The sequence below is a fragment of the Aerosakkonema funiforme FACHB-1375 genome (genome assembly GCF_014696265.1).
GTDB lineage: Bacteria > Cyanobacteriota > Cyanobacteriia > Cyanobacteriales > Aerosakkonemataceae > Aerosakkonema > Aerosakkonema funiforme_A.
On record NZ_JACJPW010000021.1, the window covers coordinates 23874 to 45777 of the forward strand.

The 21904-nt window shown below is 45.7% G+C and carries 21 protein-coding genes; 12 read left to right on the forward strand and 9 right to left on the reverse strand.

What is annotated here, in order from left to right; all coding sequences use genetic code 11:
* Nucleotides 1–186: 186 nt before the first annotated feature.
* Both H6G03_RS10325 and H6G03_RS10330 read left to right on the forward strand, forming a co-directional pair.
* A complete protein-coding gene (locus tag H6G03_RS10325) occupies nucleotides 187–375 on the forward strand; it encodes a hypothetical protein (protein ID WP_190464286.1) in 189 nt (62 codons plus the stop codon).
* A 24-nt stretch (nucleotides 376–399) separates the two neighbouring features.
* Complete coding sequence (locus tag H6G03_RS10330; RefSeq protein ID WP_242056988.1) at nucleotides 400–1206, forward strand: cobalt-precorrin-6A reductase; 807 nt, start codon at nucleotides 400–402, stop codon at nucleotides 1204–1206.
* Between the two features lie 70 nt (nucleotides 1207–1276).
* On the opposite strand, the gene H6G03_RS10335 is transcribed toward H6G03_RS10330, so the two are convergent.
* From H6G03_RS10335 to H6G03_RS10350, 4 genes are all read right to left on the reverse strand, one after another.
* Nucleotides 1277–1513 carry a hypothetical protein gene (locus tag H6G03_RS10335; RefSeq protein ID WP_190464287.1) on the reverse strand — a complete coding sequence of 79 codons (237 nt, stop codon included), beginning with the start codon at nucleotides 1511–1513 and terminating at the stop codon, nucleotides 1277–1279.
* Between the two features lie 277 nt (nucleotides 1514–1790).
* Nucleotides 1791–2594, reverse strand: a complete 804-nt coding sequence (locus H6G03_RS10340) for an SDR family NAD(P)-dependent oxidoreductase (RefSeq protein ID WP_190464288.1) — start codon at nucleotides 2592–2594, stop codon at nucleotides 1791–1793.
* A 130-nt stretch (nucleotides 2595–2724) separates the two neighbouring features.
* The gene (locus tag H6G03_RS10345) at nucleotides 2725–4323 is read right to left on the reverse strand and encodes a gamma-glutamyltransferase family protein (RefSeq protein WP_190464289.1); all 1599 of its coding nucleotides are present in this window, start codon (nucleotides 4321–4323) and stop codon (nucleotides 2725–2727) included.
* A gap of 111 nt (nucleotides 4324–4434) precedes the next feature.
* The gene (locus tag H6G03_RS10350; protein WP_190464290.1) at nucleotides 4435–4740 is read right to left on the reverse strand and encodes a small RNA NsiR4-regulated ssr1528 family protein; all 306 of its coding nucleotides are present in this window, start codon (nucleotides 4738–4740) and stop codon (nucleotides 4435–4437) included.
* 178 nt (nucleotides 4741–4918) lie between these two features.
* Here H6G03_RS10350 and H6G03_RS10355 point away from each other — a divergent pair, with 178 nt between their 5' ends.
* The 3 genes from H6G03_RS10355 to uvsE all read left to right on the forward strand — a co-directional run bounded on the left by H6G03_RS10355 (nucleotide 4919) and on the right by uvsE (nucleotide 7294).
* Nucleotides 4919–5143, forward strand: a complete 225-nt coding sequence (locus H6G03_RS10355; protein WP_190464291.1) for a hypervirulence associated TUDOR domain-containing protein — start codon at nucleotides 4919–4921, stop codon at nucleotides 5141–5143.
* A gap of 350 nt (nucleotides 5144–5493) precedes the next feature.
* Nucleotides 5494–6144, forward strand: coding sequence for a hypothetical protein (locus tag H6G03_RS10360; protein ID WP_190464292.1), 651 nt, complete (start codon nucleotides 5494–5496; stop codon nucleotides 6142–6144).
* A 244-nt stretch (nucleotides 6145–6388) separates the two neighbouring features.
* Nucleotides 6389–7294 carry a UV DNA damage repair endonuclease UvsE gene (uvsE, locus tag H6G03_RS10365; protein ID WP_190464293.1) on the forward strand — a complete coding sequence of 302 codons (906 nt, stop codon included), beginning with the start codon at nucleotides 6389–6391 and terminating at the stop codon, nucleotides 7292–7294.
* 538 nt (nucleotides 7295–7832) lie between these two features.
* Here uvsE and H6G03_RS10370 read toward each other — a convergent pair.
* Both H6G03_RS10370 and pheT read right to left on the reverse strand, forming a co-directional pair.
* A complete protein-coding gene (locus H6G03_RS10370) occupies nucleotides 7833–8102 on the reverse strand; it encodes a YciI family protein (RefSeq protein WP_190464294.1) in 270 nt (89 codons plus the stop codon).
* Between the two features lie 79 nt (nucleotides 8103–8181).
* Complete coding sequence (gene pheT, locus H6G03_RS10375) at nucleotides 8182–10623, reverse strand: phenylalanine--tRNA ligase subunit beta (protein ID WP_190464295.1); 2442 nt, start codon at nucleotides 10621–10623, stop codon at nucleotides 8182–8184.
* A gap of 493 nt (nucleotides 10624–11116) precedes the next feature.
* On the opposite strand from pheT, the gene H6G03_RS10380 reads away from it, so the two are divergent.
* A complete protein-coding gene (locus H6G03_RS10380; RefSeq protein WP_190464296.1) occupies nucleotides 11117–12730 on the forward strand; it encodes a serine/threonine-protein kinase in 1614 nt (537 codons plus the stop codon).
* A 58-nt stretch (nucleotides 12731–12788) separates the two neighbouring features.
* Nucleotides 12789–13781, forward strand: a complete 993-nt coding sequence (locus tag H6G03_RS10385; RefSeq protein ID WP_190464297.1) for a GDP-mannose 4,6-dehydratase — start codon at nucleotides 12789–12791, stop codon at nucleotides 13779–13781.
* A 103-nt stretch (nucleotides 13782–13884) separates the two neighbouring features.
* Here the strand turns inward: H6G03_RS10385 and H6G03_RS10390 are convergent, their stop codons facing one another.
* Nucleotides 13885–14055 carry a hypothetical protein gene (locus H6G03_RS10390; RefSeq protein WP_190464298.1) on the reverse strand — a complete coding sequence of 57 codons (171 nt, stop codon included), beginning with the start codon at nucleotides 14053–14055 and terminating at the stop codon, nucleotides 13885–13887.
* On the opposite strand from H6G03_RS10390, the gene iscB reads away from it, so the two are divergent.
* The 5 genes from iscB (at nucleotide 14033) to H6G03_RS10415 (ending at nucleotide 19835) form a co-directional block, all read left to right on the forward strand.
* Nucleotides 14033–15319 carry an RNA-guided endonuclease IscB gene (iscB, locus tag H6G03_RS10395; RefSeq protein ID WP_190464299.1) on the forward strand — a complete coding sequence of 429 codons (1287 nt, stop codon included), beginning with the start codon at nucleotides 14033–14035 and terminating at the stop codon, nucleotides 15317–15319. The two genes, H6G03_RS10390 and iscB, sit on opposite strands and share 23 nt — an antisense overlap.
* A complete protein-coding gene (locus H6G03_RS10400; RefSeq protein ID WP_190464300.1) occupies nucleotides 15300–15482 on the forward strand; it encodes a hypothetical protein in 183 nt (60 codons plus the stop codon). The genes iscB and H6G03_RS10400 overlap by 20 nt, the downstream gene beginning before the upstream one ends.
* Before the next feature lie 71 nt (nucleotides 15483–15553).
* Complete coding sequence (locus tag H6G03_RS10405) at nucleotides 15554–16735, forward strand: glycosyltransferase (RefSeq protein WP_190464301.1); 1182 nt, start codon at nucleotides 15554–15556, stop codon at nucleotides 16733–16735.
* Between the two features lie 96 nt (nucleotides 16736–16831).
* Nucleotides 16832–17245, forward strand: a complete 414-nt coding sequence (locus H6G03_RS10410; protein ID WP_242060368.1) for a hypothetical protein — start codon at nucleotides 16832–16834, stop codon at nucleotides 17243–17245.
* A 355-nt stretch (nucleotides 17246–17600) separates the two neighbouring features.
* Nucleotides 17601–19835, forward strand: coding sequence for a pentapeptide repeat-containing protein (locus H6G03_RS10415; protein ID WP_190464302.1), 2235 nt, complete (start codon nucleotides 17601–17603; stop codon nucleotides 19833–19835).
* Between the two features lie 334 nt (nucleotides 19836–20169).
* On the opposite strand, the gene H6G03_RS10420 is transcribed toward H6G03_RS10415, so the two are convergent.
* A complete protein-coding gene (locus tag H6G03_RS10420) occupies nucleotides 20170–20943 on the reverse strand; it encodes an SDR family oxidoreductase (protein ID WP_190464303.1) in 774 nt (257 codons plus the stop codon).
* A gap of 113 nt (nucleotides 20944–21056) precedes the next feature.
* The gene (locus tag H6G03_RS10425) at nucleotides 21057–21902 is read right to left on the reverse strand and encodes a nuclear transport factor 2 family protein (protein ID WP_190464304.1); all 846 of its coding nucleotides are present in this window, start codon (nucleotides 21900–21902) and stop codon (nucleotides 21057–21059) included.
* Nucleotides 21903–21904: the final 2 nt, after the last annotated feature.

The window sequence follows — 21904 nt, forward strand, 5'->3', positions numbered from 1 at the left end:
GATGGGGCAGAGGGGCAGCCCAAAGTCAAAAGTCAAAAGTCAAAAGTCAAAATTCAAAATTCCTCTTTTTCCCTCTTCCCGACGCCCGACGCCCTAGCCCTAGTCCCGACGCCCTAGCCCTTCTGACAACGACGGGCTGAGTAAACATAATTGAAATAAAGAGGGTATCCGCTGCAAGGAGAGTTTATGAATAGTTTAATTGTCATAGCATTACTGGTAACTTACGTAGGCGGGGTCTGGAAGTTCTGGACTGGCTTTGAGAAGACTAACTTCAACCGCAATTTGACGACTCGGCTATCTATGTCGATGTTGTGGCCATTTTTACTGGTTAACAAATCGTATCGTAAGAACTTTACCAAAGCTCTCAAGGGTTAATCGTTTTCTTGGCAGAGTGGGCTTTTGCAGTACCGAGTAGAATCAACTGAACGACTGTGGCTGATCGGTGGAACTACCGAAAGTATGCAGCTGGCAGCTGCGATCGCACAAGCTCAGCTGCCTTGCACTATTTCGGTAACTACGGAAACTGCGAGATCGCTCTATCCCGATGTGCCGATTTTGCGTGTCTGGGTGGGGCGTCTTTCCCCTTCGGAGATCGGGCAATTTTTGCTCGCCCAAAATATTGTGGCAGTACTTGATGCTTCTCATCCTTTTGCGGTGGAGATTTCTCAGAATGCGATCGCGGCTTGTTCCCAATTGCAAATCCCCTATCTGCGCTACGAACGCCCGCGTTTGCAGGGCGAGAATAATGCGATCGTCAATAGTAAACTGATTCAGTTAGATACTTTTGCTACGCTTGTGGCTGGGAATTATCTGGAAGGACAGCGAGTGCTGCTGACTGTCGGGTATAAAGCTTTACCTCTGTTTCGTCCTTGGCAAGAGCGATCGACTTTATTTACTAAGGTTTTACCTTCCAGTACTTCTATTGAAGCAGCAATAGCTGCTGGATTTACACCAGACCGAATTTTTGCTATGCGACCGCCAATTTCTGCCGATTTGGAAAAAGCTTTATGGCGTCATTGGCAGATTTCAATGGTAGTGACAAAAGCTTCCGGTGCTAGTGGCGGGGAAGATGTTAAGCGAAGCATAGCAGATGAATTAGGAGTAACTTTGGTAGTTATCGATCCGCCTGCGATCGAGTATCCGCAAGTTACTAGCGATTTGTCAGAGGCGATCGAGTTTTGTCAACAGAACGTAGACAAAATTTAACATACTTTATTTTTAGTCAGGAGAGCATCGCCCACGAATATTTAGCGGGCAATGCCCACCCTACAAGGTTTTACCAATCATATTGAAGCTCTCCAGTCTCAATTTTGTCTAAAACGAGTTTTCTGTACAATTCAAGTTCAGTCACCGTAACTTTTTTATCAGCATAGGTTGCCGCTCTAATATCATCAAGTTCTTTGCGAGAAATCTTGCCATCGGCTACGGCATTATTAATCACGGTTTTTAGTCGTTCTAGGTGCTGCTTTTCTTCCGGCGTCGGTTGTGCTACATTTGGGCGTTCAATTAACATGATGACCACCTCCTAAAGGTAGATTCTTATATGATGGATAATATTTCTCGAAAATTAAATAGTTCATTTATTTATTGAAGGGTAATTTTAATAACAAATTATGTAGTTTATCGCACTAAATAAATATTTGTAAAGTTTTTTATGAGTAAATTTAACATTTATAAAAAAATTGATATTTATCTTTGCGTTACTTTACTTGCAGATTTAGGGAAAATACACTCGTCCATGATTGCGTCAATTGTAAGCCTGAGCATTTGGCAAGTAAAGTACTTCTAATTTACTTCGCATTTTGAGTCATTACCCAATGCATAAAACCGGGAAATAAACGGTATACTTCTGTAGCAAGGAATGTAGGGCCAACAACTACTTCAGATCGTTTATTTTTAACAGCATCCCAAATCGCATTGGCTATATCTTCCGGTTTGCTTACCCACGATGATTCAAGTACCTTCTTGATCTGCTGACGGCGCGATTCTATTTCGGCTTCATCTTTACCTCGAAACATAGCGCGTTCCATAAAATCACTGTTGATAACTCCAGGATGTACGGCAGATACGTCGATGCCTTTAGGTGCGAGTTCCAAGCGAAGGGTTTCTGTTAACCCGGTGATTGCGTATTTGCTGGCACAATAGGCGGTCATTTGTGGCAGAGGCATTTTTCCGCCGAAGGAACCAACATTGACAATAGTGCCTGTGTTTCGCTCTAAAAAATGAGGCAAAATAGCATTAATTGTGTAAACGTATCCCCAAAAATTCGTGTCCATAATCTGCTGCCAATCACTCAGAGAAGTTCTTTCCATTGGCGCAGTGAGACAGATGCCTGCGTTGTTAATCAAAACATCGATATTTCCGAAATTTTCTAGAGCTTTGTTGACCAGCGTTTGTACTTGCTCGATATTTCCGACATCGGTAGAAACAGCTAAAGCAGAACGACCGAGGTTTTCAATTTCCTGCGCTACAACTTCTAATCTGTCTGCTTGACGTGCTGCTAGGACAACATCGTAACCTTGGCGAGCAAATAAAAGTGCTGTTGCTTTGCCACTGCCTTGAGAAGCGCCTGTAATGAGAAGGGTGGGAGCCATAATTTCTATTTCGGGTTTTGGAGTCTATGGGAAAACTAAATTTTAACTATTTTTTACCGCAGATGAAAGCAGATAAACGCAGATAAACGCAGATGTTTATCTCTGTTAATGTGGTTTTTGGGATAGGTTTTTAGTATGCTATTGCCATGCCATCGGCGCGTGGTTCGGAAGCGGCAATCAAAACTCTGTTTTGGCGTAAGATAATCTGACCTTTACCAAACAGTGCTACATCTTTGGTCACTCGAACTTCGTGGCCTTTTTCAGATAGCGCCTGTGCTATCTCCTGAGATACTGCTTGCTCTAAAAGTACTCTTTTTCCCGATACAAAGTGCCACCTGGGAGCATCTAAAGCTGCTTGCGGATTCATCCTATAATCGGCTAAATTTACTACTACTTGAAGATGTCCTTGGGGTTGCATTGGCCCTCCCATAACACCAAATGGCCCTAAAGGTTGACCGTTTTGGCTGAGAAATCCGGGAATAATTGTATGAAACGGACGTTTTGAGGGTGCAATTTGGTTGGGATGTCCTTCTTCTAAACTGAAAGCGATTCCCCGGTTATGCAATGCTACGCCAGTACCGGGGACGAGTATTCCGCTGCCAAATCCCTCGAAATTTGATTGGATGAAAGAAACCATTAATTCTGCATCACTTGCTGCTAAATAAACGGTTCCACCTTGAGGAAGTCCCGGTTCAGCTATAGGTATAGCTTTATCATTAATTAAGTTTCTCCGTTCGCCTGCATAAGCTTTGTCTAAAAGGTGTTCTGCGGCGAGTGTCATAAACCGAATGTCGGCAATATGACGGTGAACATCGGCAAATGCCAACTTCATTGCTTCGATTTGGAGATGATAGCTTTCGACTGATTCGCGGGGATATTTGGCAATATCGAAACCTTCTAAAATGTTTAAAGCTATTAAGGCAGCTATGCCTTGTCCGTTGGGGGGGATTTCCCAAACAGTTAAATCGCGATAATTTGTGGAAATTGGCTCTACCCAATCTGCTTGATGTTTGGCAAAATCATCTATGGTTAAAAACCCACCTGTATCGCTAGCAAAATTTGCTATTTGCTGGGCTATTTCTCCTCGATAAAAACTTTCGCCGCCAGAAGATGCGATCGCTCTCAGGGTCTTGGCGTGCCACTCACTTCCCCAAACTTCCCCCGCTTCTGGGGCGCGGTTGCCAGGAAAAAACACTTCTTTAAAATGTTGAAATTCCGGACGAGTGAGAGGAAGAAAGATGCTTTCGGCTCTTTTCCAAGCTTGTGCCGTTACTGGCGATACTGGAAACCCTTCCTCAGCATAGCGAATTGCTGGCGCAAATAACTGCTCGAAGGGCAATTTTCCCCAGCGTTCCCACAACTTTCTCCAAGCAGAAACCGCACCGGGAACTGTGACAGGTAACCATCCGGTAGATGGTACTTTATCCATGCCGTTAAATGCTTCTTTAGTGAGAGCTTGGGCGCTTTTTCCAGAAGCATTTAAACCGTGCAATTTGCCATCCCAAACTAGGGCGAAAGCGTCTCCACCGATGCCGTTGGAGGTGGGTTCGAGTACAGTAAGTGCGATCGCCATCGCCAATGCCGCATCTACTGCATTTCCTCCAGACATCAGCATTTCCATACCAGCTAAAGCAGCTAGGGGTTGACTTGTCGCCACCGCACCCCGCCGCCCCATAATCACCCGTCTTCCTGAAGGGTACGGATATTTTGTCAAGTTTCCTAGCTGCATTGTTAATTGGTGTTTGGTGATTGACTAAGGGAATTTCAAATTTTAGATTGCAGATTTAAAATGGATTTTAAAATTTGCAATCTGCAATTTTAAATCTGAAATTATGCAATACTATTTCCCGCCATAGTAAAAAGCAATTTCTTTCTCTTTGAGGGGTGCAAAGTCGGCGTCTATTAACATTTGGTTGAGTTCTGCTTGGGCAATGTGTTTAGCGCCGATGCGAACAATGCGCGATCGCATCGTATTCGATACACCGCTTCTTTGCCGTCCTGCTTCCAACCCCATCACCTGGCGATAGAGTTCCAGTTTGGCAAGCGGAATGGGGCTACCGTCAAAGTCTATTCCTTGGGCGATCGCTTCATCAATAGCATCTGCACCTGTGGTTGATTGGGAAGTTGATGTTTTTTCGGACGACATAACAACCTGCAAAAGTAAGAACAAGGTTATTTTACCAGGATGGGCAAATATGTAATTAGGCTGATGTCCGATATCGATTTAGAAATAAAACTTAACGTTTAGAGGTTGAAAAAAGTCTGTAGGGTGCGTCAAGCGTAACGCACTGAATTACTGAAAGTATGGAAAAGGAGGCAAACCTTTGACTGACGAACTGAAAAAAGGCGATCGCGTCGAGTGGAAAACCTCTCAAGGTACTACCACTGGCGAGGTGAAGGAAAAACTTACTTCTGCGACCGATATTAAAGGACACCATGTTGCTGCGTCAGAAGATAACCCGGAATATCTGGTAGAAAGCGATAAATCTGGAAAAGAGGCTGCTCACAAACCACAATCTTTGCAAAAAATCAAGGGTAATAAGAAGTAAAAAGACAAAAGTAAAAGGACTCTTTATTTTCCATGTTTGTCTTTTTACTTTTACCTTGGAAAATTTTACGTATTTTTGTGGGTTTGGCATGGGATACGCCAATTTCACGAAATATGCAATTTTTGCGTCCCTTCCAAAATTTCATGACAAAGCTGTGCTAGCAGAGAATTATATAAATAAAGCTTATATAACTTTCGGTAAGATCTGCTCCCTCATGGAAAATACTTTTTAACAAAAAAATAAACCAAAATAAGGTTAAAAAATAATAAAAAAGATATAAGCTCAGTTTTTGATTGCTATAGTAAGTATTGATATCTATCTAAAGAAATAATCATAGTTAAGAGGTTAGTATGGAACAGGAGAAAAATTTGACGATGATAGGTACCGATCGTACAAATTTAAACAACACTCCTCTCTCAGCTATCCAGACTGCCAAAGCCCAAAGTGCTGTACTTGATTACCATTTTACCGTACCTTTAGGGAATCCTGGATGGGGAAATGTCGGCGGTTGTTTTAGTGTTGATAGTTCATCCTTAACGGGAATAGGTTACGAAACCGTGGGAATAGCTTCTGGAGCTTGGCGTTTTTTTAGTACTGATGAGTCATCAACTTGGTTAGACGGTGGTGGAAGTTTGACGAATGGAATCGTAAACTTTTCCAATGGAAAATTGAGCGGTATTGAAGTCAGCGGTGAAAGTGAGATATGTGACTGGGGTTTATTAAAATGGAGCTTTTGCGATAATAGTTTCACCGCTCGTTGGGAGAATTTAGCCTGGGATGCAATCGGCGAAATCACTTACGAAGGTGGCATAGTGCAACGAGACTTACTTCCTGCAATACGCTCACCAATAACATTTGCTGGATTGAGTTTTATTGCAGGTAGTTTAGTTGGGATCGATTTAAATAATAAGCGTAATTGCTTGATGCCAGATAGGGATTCTAAGTGTGAGAGATGTCCTCAGTTTCAAAAGTTTTTGGATGGCTCGAATAATCAGGTATAAAGTTTGGGGCAATTTTTGAGGAATATTTATTTACCAGTAAGTCACGAACTGAAGAGTGCGGTTAAAGCTAATGCGATCGCAAGCAATTTAATTAGCGCAGAATAACCGATTTTTCAAGAGGATTACTCATGCGGAAAACCGCTCAAGGATTCGGCTGCAACCGTGGTAAAAATAAATAAACAAACAGGTAAAGTGTTTCGTACCGACATCTCTGGGCAACGTTTTTACCCCAAGCCGCAGAAAAATGAATTCAACGAATAATATAGTGCCACAATTAGGTTTAGTTTGCATTACCGCTTCTGACAAAGTGCGGTATCGTGCTTTGACGCGCAAACGGCTGTTGCAATTAGCACCCGAAGAACAGGTACGGGTGTTGCGGGAGTTGTATACTGACAATTCGATCCGGCTGAATGCGGCGATCGCATTTTGCAATTTCCACAACATTCGCTTGTATCGCGTTACCTCTGCGCTATTTCCATTTGCGGACGAACCTGTAGGCGAAGGGGTACTAAGTGAATTTGCGGAGAAATTGCAAAAAACGGGAGCGACTGCTACCGAACTTGGGATCAGAATAGTGATTCACCCAGACCAATTTGTCGTGCTAAGTTCGGATAAACCGGAAGTAATCGAAAATAGCATTAAGATTCTCAGCACTCACGCCCGGATTTTGGATATGCTGGGGTTGGCGCGATCGCCTTGGACGGTTATGGAAATACACGGAGGAAAGAGCGATCGATCGGAACGTCTGATTAATGTTATCCGCAATTTACCGGAGGGTATTCGCTCCAGATTAGCATTAGAAAACGACGAATACGCTTACAGCGCCTCTGAAATTCTCGAAATTTGTCGCGCCACAGGCGTCCCGATGGTATTTGACGCTCACCACCATATTATTCACGAAAAACTGGATAGTTACGATCATCCCAGCGTTGCTGAAATGTTAGCAGCAGCGCGGACAACTTGGCCTCATCCTGAATGGCAACTCGTACATATTTCTAATGGATGCGAATCTTTTAACGACCCACACCACAGCGATTTGATTGCTGTAATGCCGAGTTCCTATCACAACGCGCCTTCGATAGAAGTTGAGGCTAAGCTGAAAGAGAAAGCGATTGAGAAACTGCGTGCAGAATGGTTATCAGGGAAATAACAAAAGAAAGAATAGATGCGCTCTTAGATGCTTCCGATCTCGGTCAATCTGGCTTGGAATTGATTATTCAATCTCTTGAATATAAATCAAAATAAATTATATTATGTCCGCTAGCATCGGTAGTTTAAGAATGCTCTTGAGGATTGTCTGCACTGAATCGGGGGTTAAATTTTAACCACAGATGAAGACAGATAAACACAGATGAACACAGATATGATATTGTGTCTGGTTGCATCTGTATTGTCAGACTGATGCGAGAGCTTATCTGTGGGAGAGCGGGGGTTAAATTTTTACCGCAGATAAAGACAGATAAACGCAGATAAACGCAGATAAGAAAGCGATTTTTTTACGCAAACGATGCTACGGGATATGATATGAAACTCAATTTTATTGTGATGGTAACATTATTGGTGGAAGCTGTTTTCAGCCGAAGAATCACCGCACTTTTAGGGCGCTGAGTGTCAAAATGCCCCCTCTCTGTTGCGGGAGGGGGCTAGGGGTTGGAGTTCTCTTGGGCTTTTTCAAGAAGTAAGTGTATTCAAATTGCTTGAATCCACTCGCGGACTTCGTATTCTGTCCAAATACCGTTTTGCCAATAGGGATCGGCTTCAATCAACTGACGTACAGTAGCTTCATCTGGTGCTTCGTAGATACCGAAAACTTTGCTCAAATCTTTGGTAGGGCCAATAGTAACCAAAACACCAGATTCTTTTTGGGCGGCGAGTCCATCTAAATGAGCTTGGCGATAAGGTGCCCGTTTTTCCAGAACATCTTCGCAATAACTTCCCCACAGCACGTACTTTGGCATGGCTCGATTTTGGATTTTGGATTTTGGATTTTAGATTTTAGATTTTGGATTGAGTATACAATCTAAAATCTAAAATTAATTAACTTCTGAGAGTGACGTTGAACTTGTCGCGTAGGGCTTCGCGAACTTTTCCGTGAACGGATTCGACATCTTCATCGGTGAGAGTGCGATCGCTCGCTCGATAAATTAAGCGAAATGCCAAACTGCGTTGTCCCGGCGGCACATTTTCACCCTTATATTCATCAAACAATTCCACCGACTCCAACAAATCCCCAGCAACTTTAGTCATTTCCCTTTCTATTTCGGCAACATACACTTGTGATGGTGCGAAGAAAGCGATATCGCGATCGGATGCGGGGAAAGAAGAATAAGGATGAAACGTGGGAATAAAGTTTTCATCCCGATCCAAATAATCCAACAACACATCCAAATCCAAATCAAAAACGTAGACTGCATCTGGCAAATCCCGTTCTTTCCGCAACTGGGGATGGAGTTGGCCAAAAGTGCCCAAACGATCGCCCTGCAACCACAAAGAAGCAGTACGTCCCGGATGCAAACGCTCATCGCGTCGGTCTGGTTGATACTCTACCTTCAAACCCAATCGCTGAAACACATTGTCCAGCACACCCTTTGCCTCATACCAACTCATCGGTTCTTCGCGACCGGAACGAGTCCACTTACCGAGAGTGGGATCGCCACCAATGATACCGGCTACCGAGTCTGCTTCCATCAATCCATCTTCTTCTTGCCAGAAGATGCGACCGATTTCAAACCCGTTCAGGGGGCCATTTTTCTGTTCGAGATTGTATTGAAAGGCATCGATCAGTCCCGATATGAGATCTTTTCGCAAAGCCGAATATTCAGAGAACATGGGATTGCGAATGATAATTTTTGTATCTGCTTCCGGTTTGACCACAGAGTAATGCACTAATTCCGTCAATCCCGCTGCCCGCAAAGCTTCTCGCAGCTTCCGAGTTAGTTGCTGGTCAACGGAAATATAGCCGGCTTCTGTCTCTGCGGGCAAATCATCGCAGAAGTTGTCGTAACCGTACAAACGGGCAATTTCTTCAATTAAATCGATTTCCCGCTCTAAATCGCGATAGCGATAGGGGGGTACGGTTACCGTCCAGACTTTCTCAGCAGCAGCGGGAGTGACTTGACAACCGAGTGCTGTCAGGATGCGTTCGATATCCGGCGCTTGCAGTTCCCCAACATCTTCTCCCAAATCGATCGGCCCTAAAATCTGGTTTACCCGTTCCAGACGCAGTTCGATCGATCGCGTCCAAGCAGACTGATTCGGTCTGGCGTCCGCTATTTCTCGAACTACAGGTAAACCGCCTGCCAATTCTGCGATCATCCCGATAGCGCGACGACAGGCAATTTCTAATTCTGCCTGATTGACGCCCCTTTCATAACGGGCCGAAGCTTCAGTCCGCAAACCTTGACTGCGCCCAGAACGGCGAATCGCCATCATATCGAATAGGGCAGCTTCCAGAAGTATATTTTGAGTGCCTTCGTGGACTTCGGTTTCTTCACCGCCCATAACCCCTGCGAGGGCGACAGGCTTATCGTTAGCTGTAATGAGGAGCGTTTGGGGTTGTAGCGTGCGCGTCTGCCCATCCAAAGTTTTGAGGGATTCACCTTGTTGAGCGAAGCGGACGCCAATCGCGAGCGAATTTTTACCTGCAACAACTTGTAAACGATCGCGATCGAAAGCGTGCAGCGGTTGACCCCATTCTAATAGTATGTAGTTAGTTATATCGACTACATTGTTAATAGGTCTCACACCAGATAATTGCAAACGTCTTTGCAGCCATTGTGGAGAAGGGCCAATTTTAACTTGTTCGATTACTGTTCCTATGTAAGCAGGACAAGCTTGAGGCTCCTCAACTTTCAGCATCAGGCCAGTGCCTTTAGCTGCGATCGACACCTCTTGAGCTTCTGGTAATTTTAGAGTTGCCCCAGCGAGCGCCGCCACCTCCCGCGCTATGCCTACCATACTCAAAGCATCAGCTCTATTAGCAGTTGCTGTGATATCTAAGATTGCATCATCCAAACCCAGCAGAGGCCGAACGTCGCTGCCCAGTTCCAGGTTATCTTCATCGTCAAAACTATGAATGCCAGAAGATTCTTTTGCCAGACCGAGCTCGGAGAGGGAGCAGATCATCCCCTCCGAGCGAACACCCCGCAGTTTCGTAGGCCGAATTTTCAGGTCGATGTTGGGCAGATAAGTGCCAGGAGTAGCTACAGCTACATACAAAGAAGCGCGGACATTGGCGGCTCCGCAGACAATATTCAGAGGTGCAGCAGCGCCGATATCGACTTCGCAAACTCTGAGCTTATCGGCGTTGGGGTGGGGTTGACAGCTCAGCACTTTTCCGACAACCACCCCATCAGCCCAAGTGCGCCGATCTTCGATATCTTCTACTTCAAACCCAGCCATTGTCAGCGTATGGGCCAACTCTTCTGGGGTCATCGTGAAATCAACCAGTTCCCGCAGCCAGTTCAGAGAGATACGCATTTGCAAGAACGCCTTTACATATGTCAGACTGACTATTTTACCAGGGGTGTAGGGTATTGGGGCATAGGGGCCTCGGCTCCTGGCAAAGAGGAACTTCAAAGGAGAAACTAGAGACAAGAGGTTAGAGACAAAGGCGTCGGGCGTCGGGGTTAGGGGCCAGGCAAAAGGGAAAAGGGAAAAGGGAGGAATTTTGACTTTTGACTTTTGACTTCCCCCACTCCCCCACTCCCCCACTCCCCCACTCTCCCACTCTCCCTGTTCGCTTTCCCAGTTCGCTAGGGCACTCTAAATTATAGATGAGTTAAATTGTTAGGCAATTTTATGGTGGTAAATATTCGGGTATTCACGAACACTTTACATACTGCTAGTGTTTGTTTATCAACTCTTTAAAATATTTTTTGCACAAATACCACTGTATTTGTCCGTTTAAGCCCGGATAATGAAAGAAGGGCACCTCTAGACCGCCGATTAATCCTGAAGCGAGTGACGCTGAATGAGCTATTGCTTAAATCCAGCCTGTCCCAATCCAGAAAACCCCGACCTCGCAGACGTGTGTCAGGCGTGTGGAACCAATCTGCGACTGCGCGATCGCTACCGCGCAACAAAACCATTGGGGCAAGGTGGCTTCGGGGCAACGTTTTTAGCCTTAGACGAAATGTTACCCGGTCAGCCCAGCTGCGTGATCAAGCAACTGCGGCCAACGGCCACCGCACCTCACGTTTTCCAGATGGCACGGGAGTTGTTTGAGCGCGAGGCCAAAACGCTCGGTAAAATTGGTAACCATCCCCAAGTACCGCGACTGCTCGATTACTTTGAAGACCAGCAACAATTTTATCTGGTTCAAGAGTATGTTTCCGGCGCAACCTTACAGCGGGAAGTAAAGCAGAACGGCCCATTTAGCGAGGAGGGAGTCAAACAATTCTTGAGCGAACTCCTGCCAGTATTGCAGTACATCCACAGCCACCAAGTAATTCACCGGGACATCAAACCGGCGAACTTAATTCGTCGCCAACAAGACAAAAAACTGGTACTGATCGATTTTGGGGCAGTGAAGAACCAGGTAAACCAAGCCGCTTCGAGCGCTTCAGAGCAAACAGCCCTAACAGCTTATGCGATCGGTACTCCCGGTTTTGCCCCACCAGAGCAGATGGCCATGCGCCCGGTTTATGCCAGCGACATCTACGCTCTGGGAGTCACCTGCATTTATCTGCTGACTGCCAAATCTCCCAAAGACTTGGATTACAATCCATCCACCGGCGAGATGCTGTGGGAAAAACACATCCGGGTCAGCCCCCACTTTGTCGAAGTTCTCAAAAAAATGCTGGAGGTATCAGTTCGACACCGCTATCAGTCAGCGAATGAAGTCCTCAGAGCCCTAGAGCTGGAACCTTATATGGATAGCTTAGCTCAGGGTCTGATCGTTCCCCCCTCTGGTGTCTCCCAGCCGCCTCCTAGCAAGTTCGGGCCAATTTCCAGCGGTTCGGCGGGAGCGTCAGGTGGAGCGGCTGGGTCGGGGTCGGTTTCCCGTGCGGCAATGGCGATTCGCGCTCGACGAACTAGACTGGAGGGAACCGATATAAACTCAGGCATAGCAGGGAATCGGAGCGGTATGGGCAGAACCGGCGGAAATACAGTACAGAGTAGCGGTTCGACTGGAAATAAAAGCAAAGTGCCCCGCAAGCTGGATGCCCAAGAAGTACAATCATCCTATAACAAGGGCAGACGCGATTTCGCACAGCAAAATCTCAGCTTGCTCAACCTGCAAAAAGCTAATTTGTCGGAAGCAATTTTCCATCAGGCAAGGTTGAACAAAACAAACCTCCAAGGAGCTAATTTGTTCCATGCCGATTTTGGCAGAGCGAGTTTAAATTACGCCATTTTGCGGGATGCAAATTTAGGTAGGGCTTATTTGAGCTATGCAGACTTAGAAGGTGCTGACTTGCGGGGAGCTGACCTAAGTTACGCCCATTTAAGCAATGCTAATCTCAGAGGCGCAAACCTCTGTGGAGCAAATCTTACAGGTGCCAGAATAACAGAAGAGCAGTTGGCTACGGCAAAGACAAACTGGATGACAGTGCGACCTAGCGGTAAAAGAGGCTTGTGGTAAGGTTGTCAGTTGTCAGTTGTCAGTTTTGCGGATAACTAATGACCGGGACTAACGATCGATGACCAAGACAGCACTTATCACAGGAATTACAGGCCAAGATGGCTATTACCTCAGCCGATCGCTCTTGGAAAAAGGATATCGCGTCGTGGGATTGTTGCTACCGCAACGCCAAACTAATCTAGCAAAACTGGGTTCTCTTGCCGATCGGGTAGAAATTTACGCTGTAGACCTCACAGATTGTGGGGCTCTTGAGGATGCGGTGGCACAATTGCAGCCCCAAGAAATTTATAATTTGGCGGCTCCCAGTTTCGTACCGGATTCGTGGAACGATCCCCTGGGAACGCTGGATTTGGTCACGGGAACGGCAACGCGATTGTTGGCCGCAGTACGCAAAGCGGGACTCGCGACTCGCTTTTATCAAGCTAGCAGTTCGGAGATGTTTGGTGATGTAGATCGATCGCCCCAAGACGAACAAACGCCCTTTCGTCCGATGAATCCCTACGCAGCGGCAAAATTACACGCTCATTGGACTATGGTGCATCACCGCCAGCACTACGGTTTGTTTGCTTGTAGCGGTATTTTATACAATCACGAGTCGCCCCGACGCCCGCCTCAATTTGTCACTCGTAAGGTATGTTTGGCCGCAGCAGCAATAAAATTAGGGTTGAGCGACACAATTGAAATGGGCAATCTGGATGCTAAACGCGACTGGGGTTATGCTGGAGATTATGTAGAAGCAATGTGGCGGATGCTGCAAGTTGATGTACCGGAGGAATACGTAATTGGCACCGGTGAGCTACATAGCGTTCGGGAACTGGTGGCTACCGCCTTTGAGTGCGTGGGACTGGACTGGAATCGCTATGTCGCGGTACAACCAAAGTTATTCCGACAGGACGAACATTTTCAATTAGTTGCCAACCCAGCCAAAGCCAAAAATAACTTGAAATGGGAGCCTGAAGTTAGCTTTGAAGCTCTTATAGAAAAAATGGTTTTGAAAGATTTGGAACGATTGAAAAATGGCAAGATATCGCCTGCTACTTTCAGTAAATAGATATTAGCCAAGTCAAGAACTCACCGTCAACCCTAACGGGTATGACGGGAGCTTGAAAAAGCTCGCTCCTTGACCAGACTAAGTGCTTCGCGCACTACGTTATTCAACTCAAGAAACCTACAGATGCGTGCCAGTTTGTAGCTCTTTCGTACAGCTTTAAACAGGTGTAACGAGTTAAACCAGTGAGTTGTACCCAACAAGGTTGAATAACATTGTCGAGGCAAACTTTACCAGTAATGAGAGGTGCAGTAATGCGCGTTTTCGTATTAGACAAAAGCTTAAATCCTCTTGACCCTTGCCATCCAGCAAGAGCAAGAGAACTATTACATAAAGGGAGGGCTAAAGTATATAAGCGCTATCCATTCACAATAATTCTGCCAGATAGAGTTGTTGAAGATTCAGTCACTCATCCTCACCGAATCAAAATCGACCCAGGTTCTAAAACGACTGGCATTGCTGTTGTTCAAGAACAAACAGGGCGAGTAACCAAAGGCTTAGAAATTGCACACAGAGGGCAACAGATTAAAGATGCGCTTGAGTCTAGGCGGTCTTTAAGAAGAGGTCGTCGTAACCGTAAGACCCGTTACCGCAAGCCTCGTTTCTTAAACAGAACCCGTAAACAGGGTTGGCTACCACCATCTCTTGAGAGTCGCATCGCCAACATTGAAACCTGGGTTAGACGAATCACGAAACTTTGCCCAGTCACCGCAATTTCTCAAGAGTTAGTCCGGTTTGATTTGCAGCAAATACAGAATCCTGAAATTAGCGGGTTAGAGTACCAACGAGGTGAACTATTTGGCTTTGAGGTGAGGGAATATCTACTTCAGAAATGGGATAGAAAGTGTGCTTACTGCGGCGGAAAAAACGTTCCATTCGAGATTGAACATATCCTTGCCAGGAGCAAAGGTGGTTCTAATCGAATTAGTAACCTTTGTCTTAGCTGCCATTCCTGCAACCAAGCCAAGGGAAATAAATCTATTGAGGAGTTTCTTCAGCAGAAACCCGAAGTTCTCAAACGAGTTTTAGCTCAAGCGAAAACACCCCTACTAGATGCAGCAGCAGTTAATGCTACCCGATGGGAATTATACAGAAGGCTTCAAGCAACTGGTTTGCCTGTAGAGGCAGCTTCTGGAGGCCGGACTAAGTTTAATCGCAAGACTAGAGGGATTGAAAAATCTCATTGGACTGATGCGGCTTGTGTTGGCGAATCTACTCCTGAAAAACTATTACTAAAAGGTGTTAAACCTTTAATTGTTAAAGCCAAGGGACACGGGACTCGTCAACGTTGTCGTCCCGATCAATACGGATTCCCCAAAGCTCATGCTCCAAAGCGTCAGTTTTTCCAAGGATTTCAAACTGGCGACATTGTTAAGGCTGATATTTTGTCGGGTAAGTATGCAGGGAAATATACAGGTCGTATTGCTATTCGTTTTAGACCAAGTTTTGTCCTTCAACTACCTGCTCAAAAGTTTGATGTACACCCCAAATACTTGAAAACCATTCATAAGGCTGACGGCTATGAATATCAACAACTTTGAGAGTAAGGAAACGCTCGCACTCAATTTTAATGCTGGCGGTAATTCCCCTCCCGTTATACCCTATCGGGTTAGCGGTCGGGGAATTGCCGCACCTCAGATGGAAAAACAATTATTCAACACGGGTAATAATTATTCCCAGTCTTCAACCAAGATTCCGGACTGAGACTCGAGACAAAAAGTTTTTTTATAAATTTTTTACCGCAGATATCCACAGATGAACGCAGATGAACGCAGATGAACGAAAATGTAAATTTATATGGGGAAAAGAGGATTTTTAGGATAGGCTCTCAGCCTGATGCCAAAACCAGCTATGTGTTCGTTTTACTAGAAATTTTTGCTGCTGAGGGTGGGATTCAATCTTACGTTAAAGATATTTGGCGGGCTTATCTGGCAATACCAGATCGAGAGCCAGCAGAAGTATTTTTATTGCGGGATGTAGCAGGATCGTATAATCCTTTTGAGACGAAGAATTTTAAATTTCATTACTGCAAAACTTTCCACCCGATGCTAGGGCGAATTAGGCTGAGTGCTTCCTTACTTGCGTGTCTGTGGGGGCAGCGTCCCAGTCATGTTTTTTGCGGTCACATTAATCTAGCTCCTCTGGTGCAAGTGCTGTGCCAACGATTTGAGATTCCCTATACTATTTTGACTTACGGTAAAGAGGTGTGGGAGCCGCTACCGCCACAATATGAAAGGGCGCTCAAACAAGCAGCTAGAATATGGACGATCAGCCGTTACAGTCGCGATCGCCTTTGCTCTTCCAATACGATCGATCCCATGCAAGTGCAAATTTTACCTTGTTGCGTTGATGGGGATGCCTTTACCCCCGGCCCCAAACCAAAGGCATTGGTGCAGCGGTACGGTCTAGAAGGCGCTAAGGTGTTAATGACGGTGGCGCGATTGTGGTCTGGAGATATCTACAAGGGTGTGGACGTTACCATTCGATCGTTGCCTGCGATCGCCAAGATTGTTCCAAATGTGAAATATTTAGTTATCGGTCGCGGGGACGATCGACCGCGTTTGGCCCAACTAGCCGAAGATCTGGGTGTGGCCGATCGCGTTGTGTTTGCCGGTTTTGTACCTACAGAAGATTTGGTAGAACACTATCGCGTTGCCGATGCTTACATCATGCCTTCTCAGGAAGGATTTGGTATTGTGTACCTGGAGGCGATGGCTTGCGGCATTCCCGTACTATCCGGTGACGCAGATGGATCGGCTGACCCTTTGCAAGACGGACGTTTGGGCTGGCGAGTCCCTCATCGCGATCCAAAGGCGGTGGCGGCAGCTTGCATTCAAATTCTCACAGGTGACGATCGCCGCTGCGATGGCCAATGGTTGCGAGAGCAATCTCTGGCCTATTTCGGCAGGGATGCTTTGGCGCAGCGTTTAAAAGAACTGCTGGACAAAGCTAGGTAAGTCAAAAGTCAAAAGTCAAAAGTCAAAATTCTTTTGAGTACTTTTGACTTTTGACTTTTGACTTTTCTAACCCCTATCCCCTTCTAAGAACTCGCTATGCTAGAGGCAGACCAAGATGAGATGCAAAAGATGGGCATCAGAACCTCTCAATTCAATCTTTCAGGCTTTGGCTGTGCGATCGCTCTGCTGGTAATGTTTTGGTTACTGGGTGCTGTTGGGCTGGGCTGGTTAGTAAAGTCTTTTGTGATTTTGGTAATCCTTATCCTCATGGCACCGGTAATAGCGTTGATGGCGTTCCTTGGGTTTCAGTGGTGGCTGCAACGCAACCTGGTAGAGGATAAATGTCCCGTGTGCGGCTATCAATTGACAGGCTTGAATCAAACTCAAATACAGTGCCCCAGCTGTGGCGAACCTCTCCTAGTGGCGTCAGGCCATTTGACGCGGATCGCGCCTCCCGGCACCATTGATGTCCAAGCGGTTGAGGTTTCAGCTAAACAAATTGAAGATTAAAAGCTTAGCGCGATCGGCTGGCTGTACCCCTATTGCGGATAGCGGTCAGATCGCCCAAGCTCAAACTCACGTGTTATAGCAAATCGCGTGATATCATACGCAATAAAATTCTTTGAGTAAACCTTCTCGCCAATTGTTGCGCTAGGTTATACCAAGTTTTTGCCTGACAAGCAGATTTCCGGTTGCTTTCTGTAGTAGGGTTAGCAAGTAAAAAAAATATGTTTATCAAAATGAATTTCAAACCGAACTATAAAAAATCAATTAATAATGGGATTTGATTTAGCCGAATAGCGAAGGCTCAACAAATATACACAGAGAATTTAAAATTTTAAGCAATTATTTGATGGTTATCCCCATGCTGAAAAAAGGCACCAATTCATCCGAGATGTCTTGGCAAAAAAGATTTCGTAAACTGCCACTCGGCGTTCGTCGCTGCGGTGCCTGGGTTGTAGAAGTTTCGTTGATTGTAGCTAGTGGGGCAGTTCCCTTCAGCATAGGATTATATGCAAAGGAACACCAAGCCCAGGAAGCAGTGCCGCTCAACCCGGTGCTGGTAAAAACTCAGGAAACGATCTCGCAAACTCTTTCTTTACCGATTTATCAAAAGAATCGACAGGTCGCACCCCTGACCAACTTCTTTTGGACGACGGCGCTGGTAACGCCGTTGCTCGTGACTGGCTGGCAACTTTACAAACTGGGAGTGAGGGGCCAAACTCTGCCCAAACAGTGGTTTGGTGTTCGGGTAGTGACGGGAGAAGACCATTCCCCAGGTGTGGGGAGAGTTATGTTGCGGGAAGGTTTGGGTCGATGGGGTTTGTCGGCGGGAATTGCCTTTGCTATCTGGCGCTACATCGGTGCGTATCCAGATTTGGGGGTATTGACGGGGTTAGTTGGGTTGGTTTTACTCGGAGATGGACTGAGCGCAAAGATCGATCGCCGAGGCCGATCGCTGCATGACACAATAGCAGGAACCAGGGTTGTCGATGCAGGTGAAGACGATCGAACTCTACCCGGTTCTTTTCCGGCATCACCGCCACGGTGGCTGCTTCAGAGGCAGAGTAAAGTGACAGCAACAACTGGGGAAGTAGGCGCAAGACAGAGGGAGAAATTATTTCCTGTCTTCAAGTGGGTACGTCAACACCCTCGTTTCACCGTGCTGATCTTGTTTCTATTCAGCATGGTAGTTATGGCAGGTCTTTTAGTAGGAGCGTATATTTATCTTCAAATTCGGGCTGAGCGCTGGATATTGGTACAGCAGAAAAATGACTTATTTATCGCTCTCAGCAAACAGATAAGCGCTAATTCCAACGGGACGCTGGCAGAGAAACAAGCAGCAATTTCGGCTGCGGCTGCGCTCGAAGACGACCCACGAGTTGTCAGGTTATTAGTTGATTTGCTGGCTCAAGAAAAAGAGCCAAAAGTAATCGAAACAATTCAGCAAGTGTTAGTGAGAATTGGCCTAGATGCTTTGCCAGAATTGCAACGTTTGAATCAGACTTTAGCTAAAGAGTTGGATGCTCTACTGATTAGCGAAGCTCAAAAAGAAGAAACAGGAAAAGCAGCAGACTCATCGAAAAAATTAGTACCGCCGCTAGGAAAAAATGAGTTGACCGATGCGGAAATTTCAAACAATCCGTTAGCGTTAGTGCAGCTGCGCCTGCGGGCAACTCAGGAAGCGATCGTTAAAATTCTCAGCATCAAAAATAATCCCGGTACGGTCAAAGATCTCAGTCGAACAGTACTGGGTCAAACATTAGGTGCGGCTCCTTTCGATCTGGTACTGGACAAAATCGACGTATCCGGAATTAATTTTCAAGGATCGAGCTTAGCTGGCGGCAGTTTCCAAGGGACTCGCTTCAGCAGCGCCGGTAAAGACGATCGTTTAGGAACATTTGATGATTTAATTGCTGATTTGAGCAGTACAGATCTGAGGCAAGCTAACTTGACTGGTGCGGTTTTAAGCTACGTTTCATTAGAAAATGCCAATCTGATTCGCGCCACTCTAGATCGAGCAAATTTATTTGAGGCACGCTTAACAGGTGCTAACCTTGGCAGCGCCAAATTGATTGGTGCTTCTTTAGAGAAAGCAGTGTTAGAAAAGGCTAGTTTAACAGGTGCAGATCTCACGGAAGCCAATCTATCCCAAGCAAATCTGCATCGCGCTAGTTTGACTAGAGTAGGTGCAATGGGAGCGCAATTGCAGTTGGCCAATTTGACTGAATCTGATTGGCGAGAAGCAGATCTTTCAGTTGCTAATTTCAATCGTGCCATACTCAAAAATGCCAACCTTGGCTCTACCCGACTTAAGGGTACTAATTTTAACGGTACGCAACTACAAAATGCCAGCTTCCGCAATGCCGATTTGAGTATGGCGGATTTCCGAGACGCGAATTTAGAGGGAGCGGATTTTCAGGGAGCTATTTTTCTTGCTCCCAAGCAACCTGTGGTAGGAGATCAATTCATTCAAACCCCAAATATTGCCACTGGCCCTCGGATTAAGGGTGTTGATTTCAGCAAGGTTAAAAATTTAGATTCCGATCAGATAAGTTATATTTGCGAGAATGGTGGACGTCATCCTCGCTGTCAATAATATACTATTGGGGAGATTCTCAAATCATGAGTTCTCATCTCGATCCACAAGTTCGGTACTGGGGGATGTGGTGTCATCTCTCCGGTCTTGTCTGTACGCTGTGGCCAATGTTTATCCTTAGTGTGCCCCCGATTTCTTCTCTTGGCTGCGGAATAGAAATGCACTTTAGGATATTTTCTATGCTTATATAAGCGTTTCGATCGCAGCGGGACATATTTCCTGCGGAAAGGGGAGAAACGAACTACCGTTTTCTACACATTGAACCATACAATAACTATGCTACCGGACTTGATAAAGTGGGTTTATGGTGTTACTGAATTGGTGTTTTAGTTTTTTAATTTCGGCGATGAACTAAAGTTGTGGTGGCTTGGTCTGTGGGTACTAACAAGACTTGGCTGATATTAACGTGAGATGGTCTAGTGGCGCAGAAAAATACTACATCAGCTACATCATCTGGAGTTAGGGGTGTTAGTCCTTGATAAACTTTTTTCGCTCGTTCTGTATCGCCGTGAAATCTCACTTCGCTGAATTCCGTTTCAACTAAACCTGGGTCTACACAAGTAACTCGTACTGGCGTTCCCAAGAGGTCTTGTTTTAACCCTTCAGAAATTGCTCGTACTGCTGCTTTGGAACCGCAGTAAACATTGCCACCTGGGTAAGTTTGATAAGCTGCAATCGAACCGATATTTACGACATGACCTTTACCGCGATCGATCATTCCCGGTACTACGTAGCGGGTGACGTAGAGCAAACCTTTGATATTAGTATCGATCATTTCTTCCCAGTCTTGGAATGAGCCTTCTTGAAGTTTGTTTAAACCTCGACTGAGACCGGCGTTGTTAATCAAAATATCTATATTAGACCAAGGTTCTGGAAGAGATTGTAAAGATGATTCGACTTGAGTGCGATCGCACACATCTAGCTGTAACAAATGAATTGAGGCGGAAAATTCTTTGCCGAGTCGATCTGCCAACTCCTCCAACCTTTCAAAGCGCCGCGCTGCCAAAATTAATTTGGCACCTGCTTGTGCAAAAATTTTGGCACAAGATGCACCAATACCGCTACTTGCACCCGTAATCAGAACAATTTGGTTTTGAAGAGAAAGCATTGTCAGTGAAGTTTAGATTTTCGATTGTTCATTTTTGATTGGTAGGTTGGATTTCGCTACTTTCAACCCAACCTACAGTTATAGCTTTTGACTTTTGACTTTTGACTTTTGACCTAACTTCCAGAACTAGAGGAGGGACGGTTGGGAGATACGTTTCTGCCAGTGCCATTGACAACAGGTAAACGTTGTGTATAGACAGTCATACCATCGGCTCGGATCAAAACGGTTGAAATCCAGTATTTACCTTCCTGGGCGGGTGCGCGACCCACCTTAAAAATACCGCCTGCATCCAATCCTTCTAACTCGATCGGACTGTTGTTAATATATTTATCCGCTTTGACGGGTTCTTGCAAAGCTGTTCCCACCAGCAAATCATCACCTAGCGGCTCTTTGACTATCACATCAAGGTTATATTCCTGATTTGTACGGACTTGTGCGGGTAATCTAACATCAAGTGTGGGTGGCTTTTGACCGGAGGCGAGCTGAGTTTGTTCGCTGAGAATTTCTTGGCTGACAATTTTTTGGTTTTCAAAGCCTTGGCGCGATCGAATTGTCGAGTTAAAAGTCCAGTCTCTTCCTTGTACTGGCTGAGTACCGGTAATTTTAGTGACTGTTTCTGCGACAATCCTGCCGCCTTGAGATTCCCAAGATACAAGTTCCGTGCGGTAATTAAGCTGGGGGTAGAGCTGCCAGAGTTGGGTAAGCGTTTTTTCCATACTCTGACGATTTAAGCCATCGGAATGGGTAAAATTCGGACTGAAGAACTGCATGACAGCCTGAACGTTGCGGCTATTGGCGGCGGCATCTATTTGGGATATGGCGTTTTTCAATTCGGGGGGTGCGGTGTCGGGAGTCGCTGCGCGGGCGCTTGTCCACCCAGTCGATAAGCTCAGCGTTAGCAGAACAAGTAGAGGAAAATGTTGGGAAATGCCTTTGAGTAAATTTAGAGGGTGACGCATCG

Excerpts from the sequence above, each read along its gene's own strand:
- H6G03_RS10370 (WP_190464294.1), bottom strand. The coding sequence starts at position 8,102 with ATGCCAAAGTACGTGCTGTGGGGAAGTTATTGCGAAGATGTTCTGGAA.
- H6G03_RS10325 (WP_190464286.1), top strand. The coding sequence starts at position 187 with ATGAATAGTTTAATTGTCATAGCATTACTGGTAACTTACGTAGGCGGG.
- H6G03_RS10410 (WP_242060368.1), top strand. The coding sequence starts at position 16,832 with ATGCTAGAGGCAGACCAAGATGAGATGCAAAAGATGGGCATCAGAACC.
- H6G03_RS10385 (WP_190464297.1), top strand. The coding sequence starts at position 12,789 with ATGACCAAGACAGCACTTATCACAGGAATTACAGGCCAAGATGGCTAT.
- iscB (WP_190464299.1), top strand. The coding sequence starts at position 14,033 with ATGCGCGTTTTCGTATTAGACAAAAGCTTAAATCCTCTTGACCCTTGC.
- H6G03_RS10425 (WP_190464304.1), bottom strand. The coding sequence starts at position 21,902 with ATGCGTCACCCTCTAAATTTACTCAAAGGCATTTCCCAACATTTTCCT.
- pheT (WP_190464295.1), bottom strand. The coding sequence starts at position 10,623 with ATGCGTATCTCTCTGAACTGGCTGCGGGAACTGGTTGATTTCACGATG.
- H6G03_RS10350 (WP_190464290.1), bottom strand. The coding sequence starts at position 4,740 with ATGTCGTCCGAAAAAACATCAACTTCCCAATCAACCACAGGTGCAGAT.
- uvsE (WP_190464293.1), top strand. The coding sequence starts at position 6,389 with ATGAATTCAACGAATAATATAGTGCCACAATTAGGTTTAGTTTGCATT.
- H6G03_RS10345 (WP_190464289.1), bottom strand. The coding sequence starts at position 4,323 with ATGCAGCTAGGAAACTTGACAAAATATCCGTACCCTTCAGGAAGACGG.
- H6G03_RS10405 (WP_190464301.1), top strand. The coding sequence starts at position 15,554 with ATGAACGAAAATGTAAATTTATATGGGGAAAAGAGGATTTTTAGGATA.
- H6G03_RS10420 (WP_190464303.1), bottom strand. The coding sequence starts at position 20,943 with ATGCTTTCTCTTCAAAACCAAATTGTTCTGATTACGGGTGCAAGTAGC.
- H6G03_RS10340 (WP_190464288.1), bottom strand. The coding sequence starts at position 2,594 with ATGGCTCCCACCCTTCTCATTACAGGCGCTTCTCAAGGCAGTGGCAAA.
- H6G03_RS10380 (WP_190464296.1), top strand. The coding sequence starts at position 11,117 with ATGAGCTATTGCTTAAATCCAGCCTGTCCCAATCCAGAAAACCCCGAC.
- H6G03_RS10400 (WP_190464300.1), top strand. The coding sequence starts at position 15,300 with ATGAATATCAACAACTTTGAGAGTAAGGAAACGCTCGCACTCAATTTT.
- H6G03_RS10360 (WP_190464292.1), top strand. The coding sequence starts at position 5,494 with ATGGAACAGGAGAAAAATTTGACGATGATAGGTACCGATCGTACAAAT.
- H6G03_RS10415 (WP_190464302.1), top strand. The coding sequence starts at position 17,601 with ATGCTGAAAAAAGGCACCAATTCATCCGAGATGTCTTGGCAAAAAAGA.
- H6G03_RS10335 (WP_190464287.1), bottom strand. The coding sequence starts at position 1,513 with ATGTTAATTGAACGCCCAAATGTAGCACAACCGACGCCGGAAGAAAAG.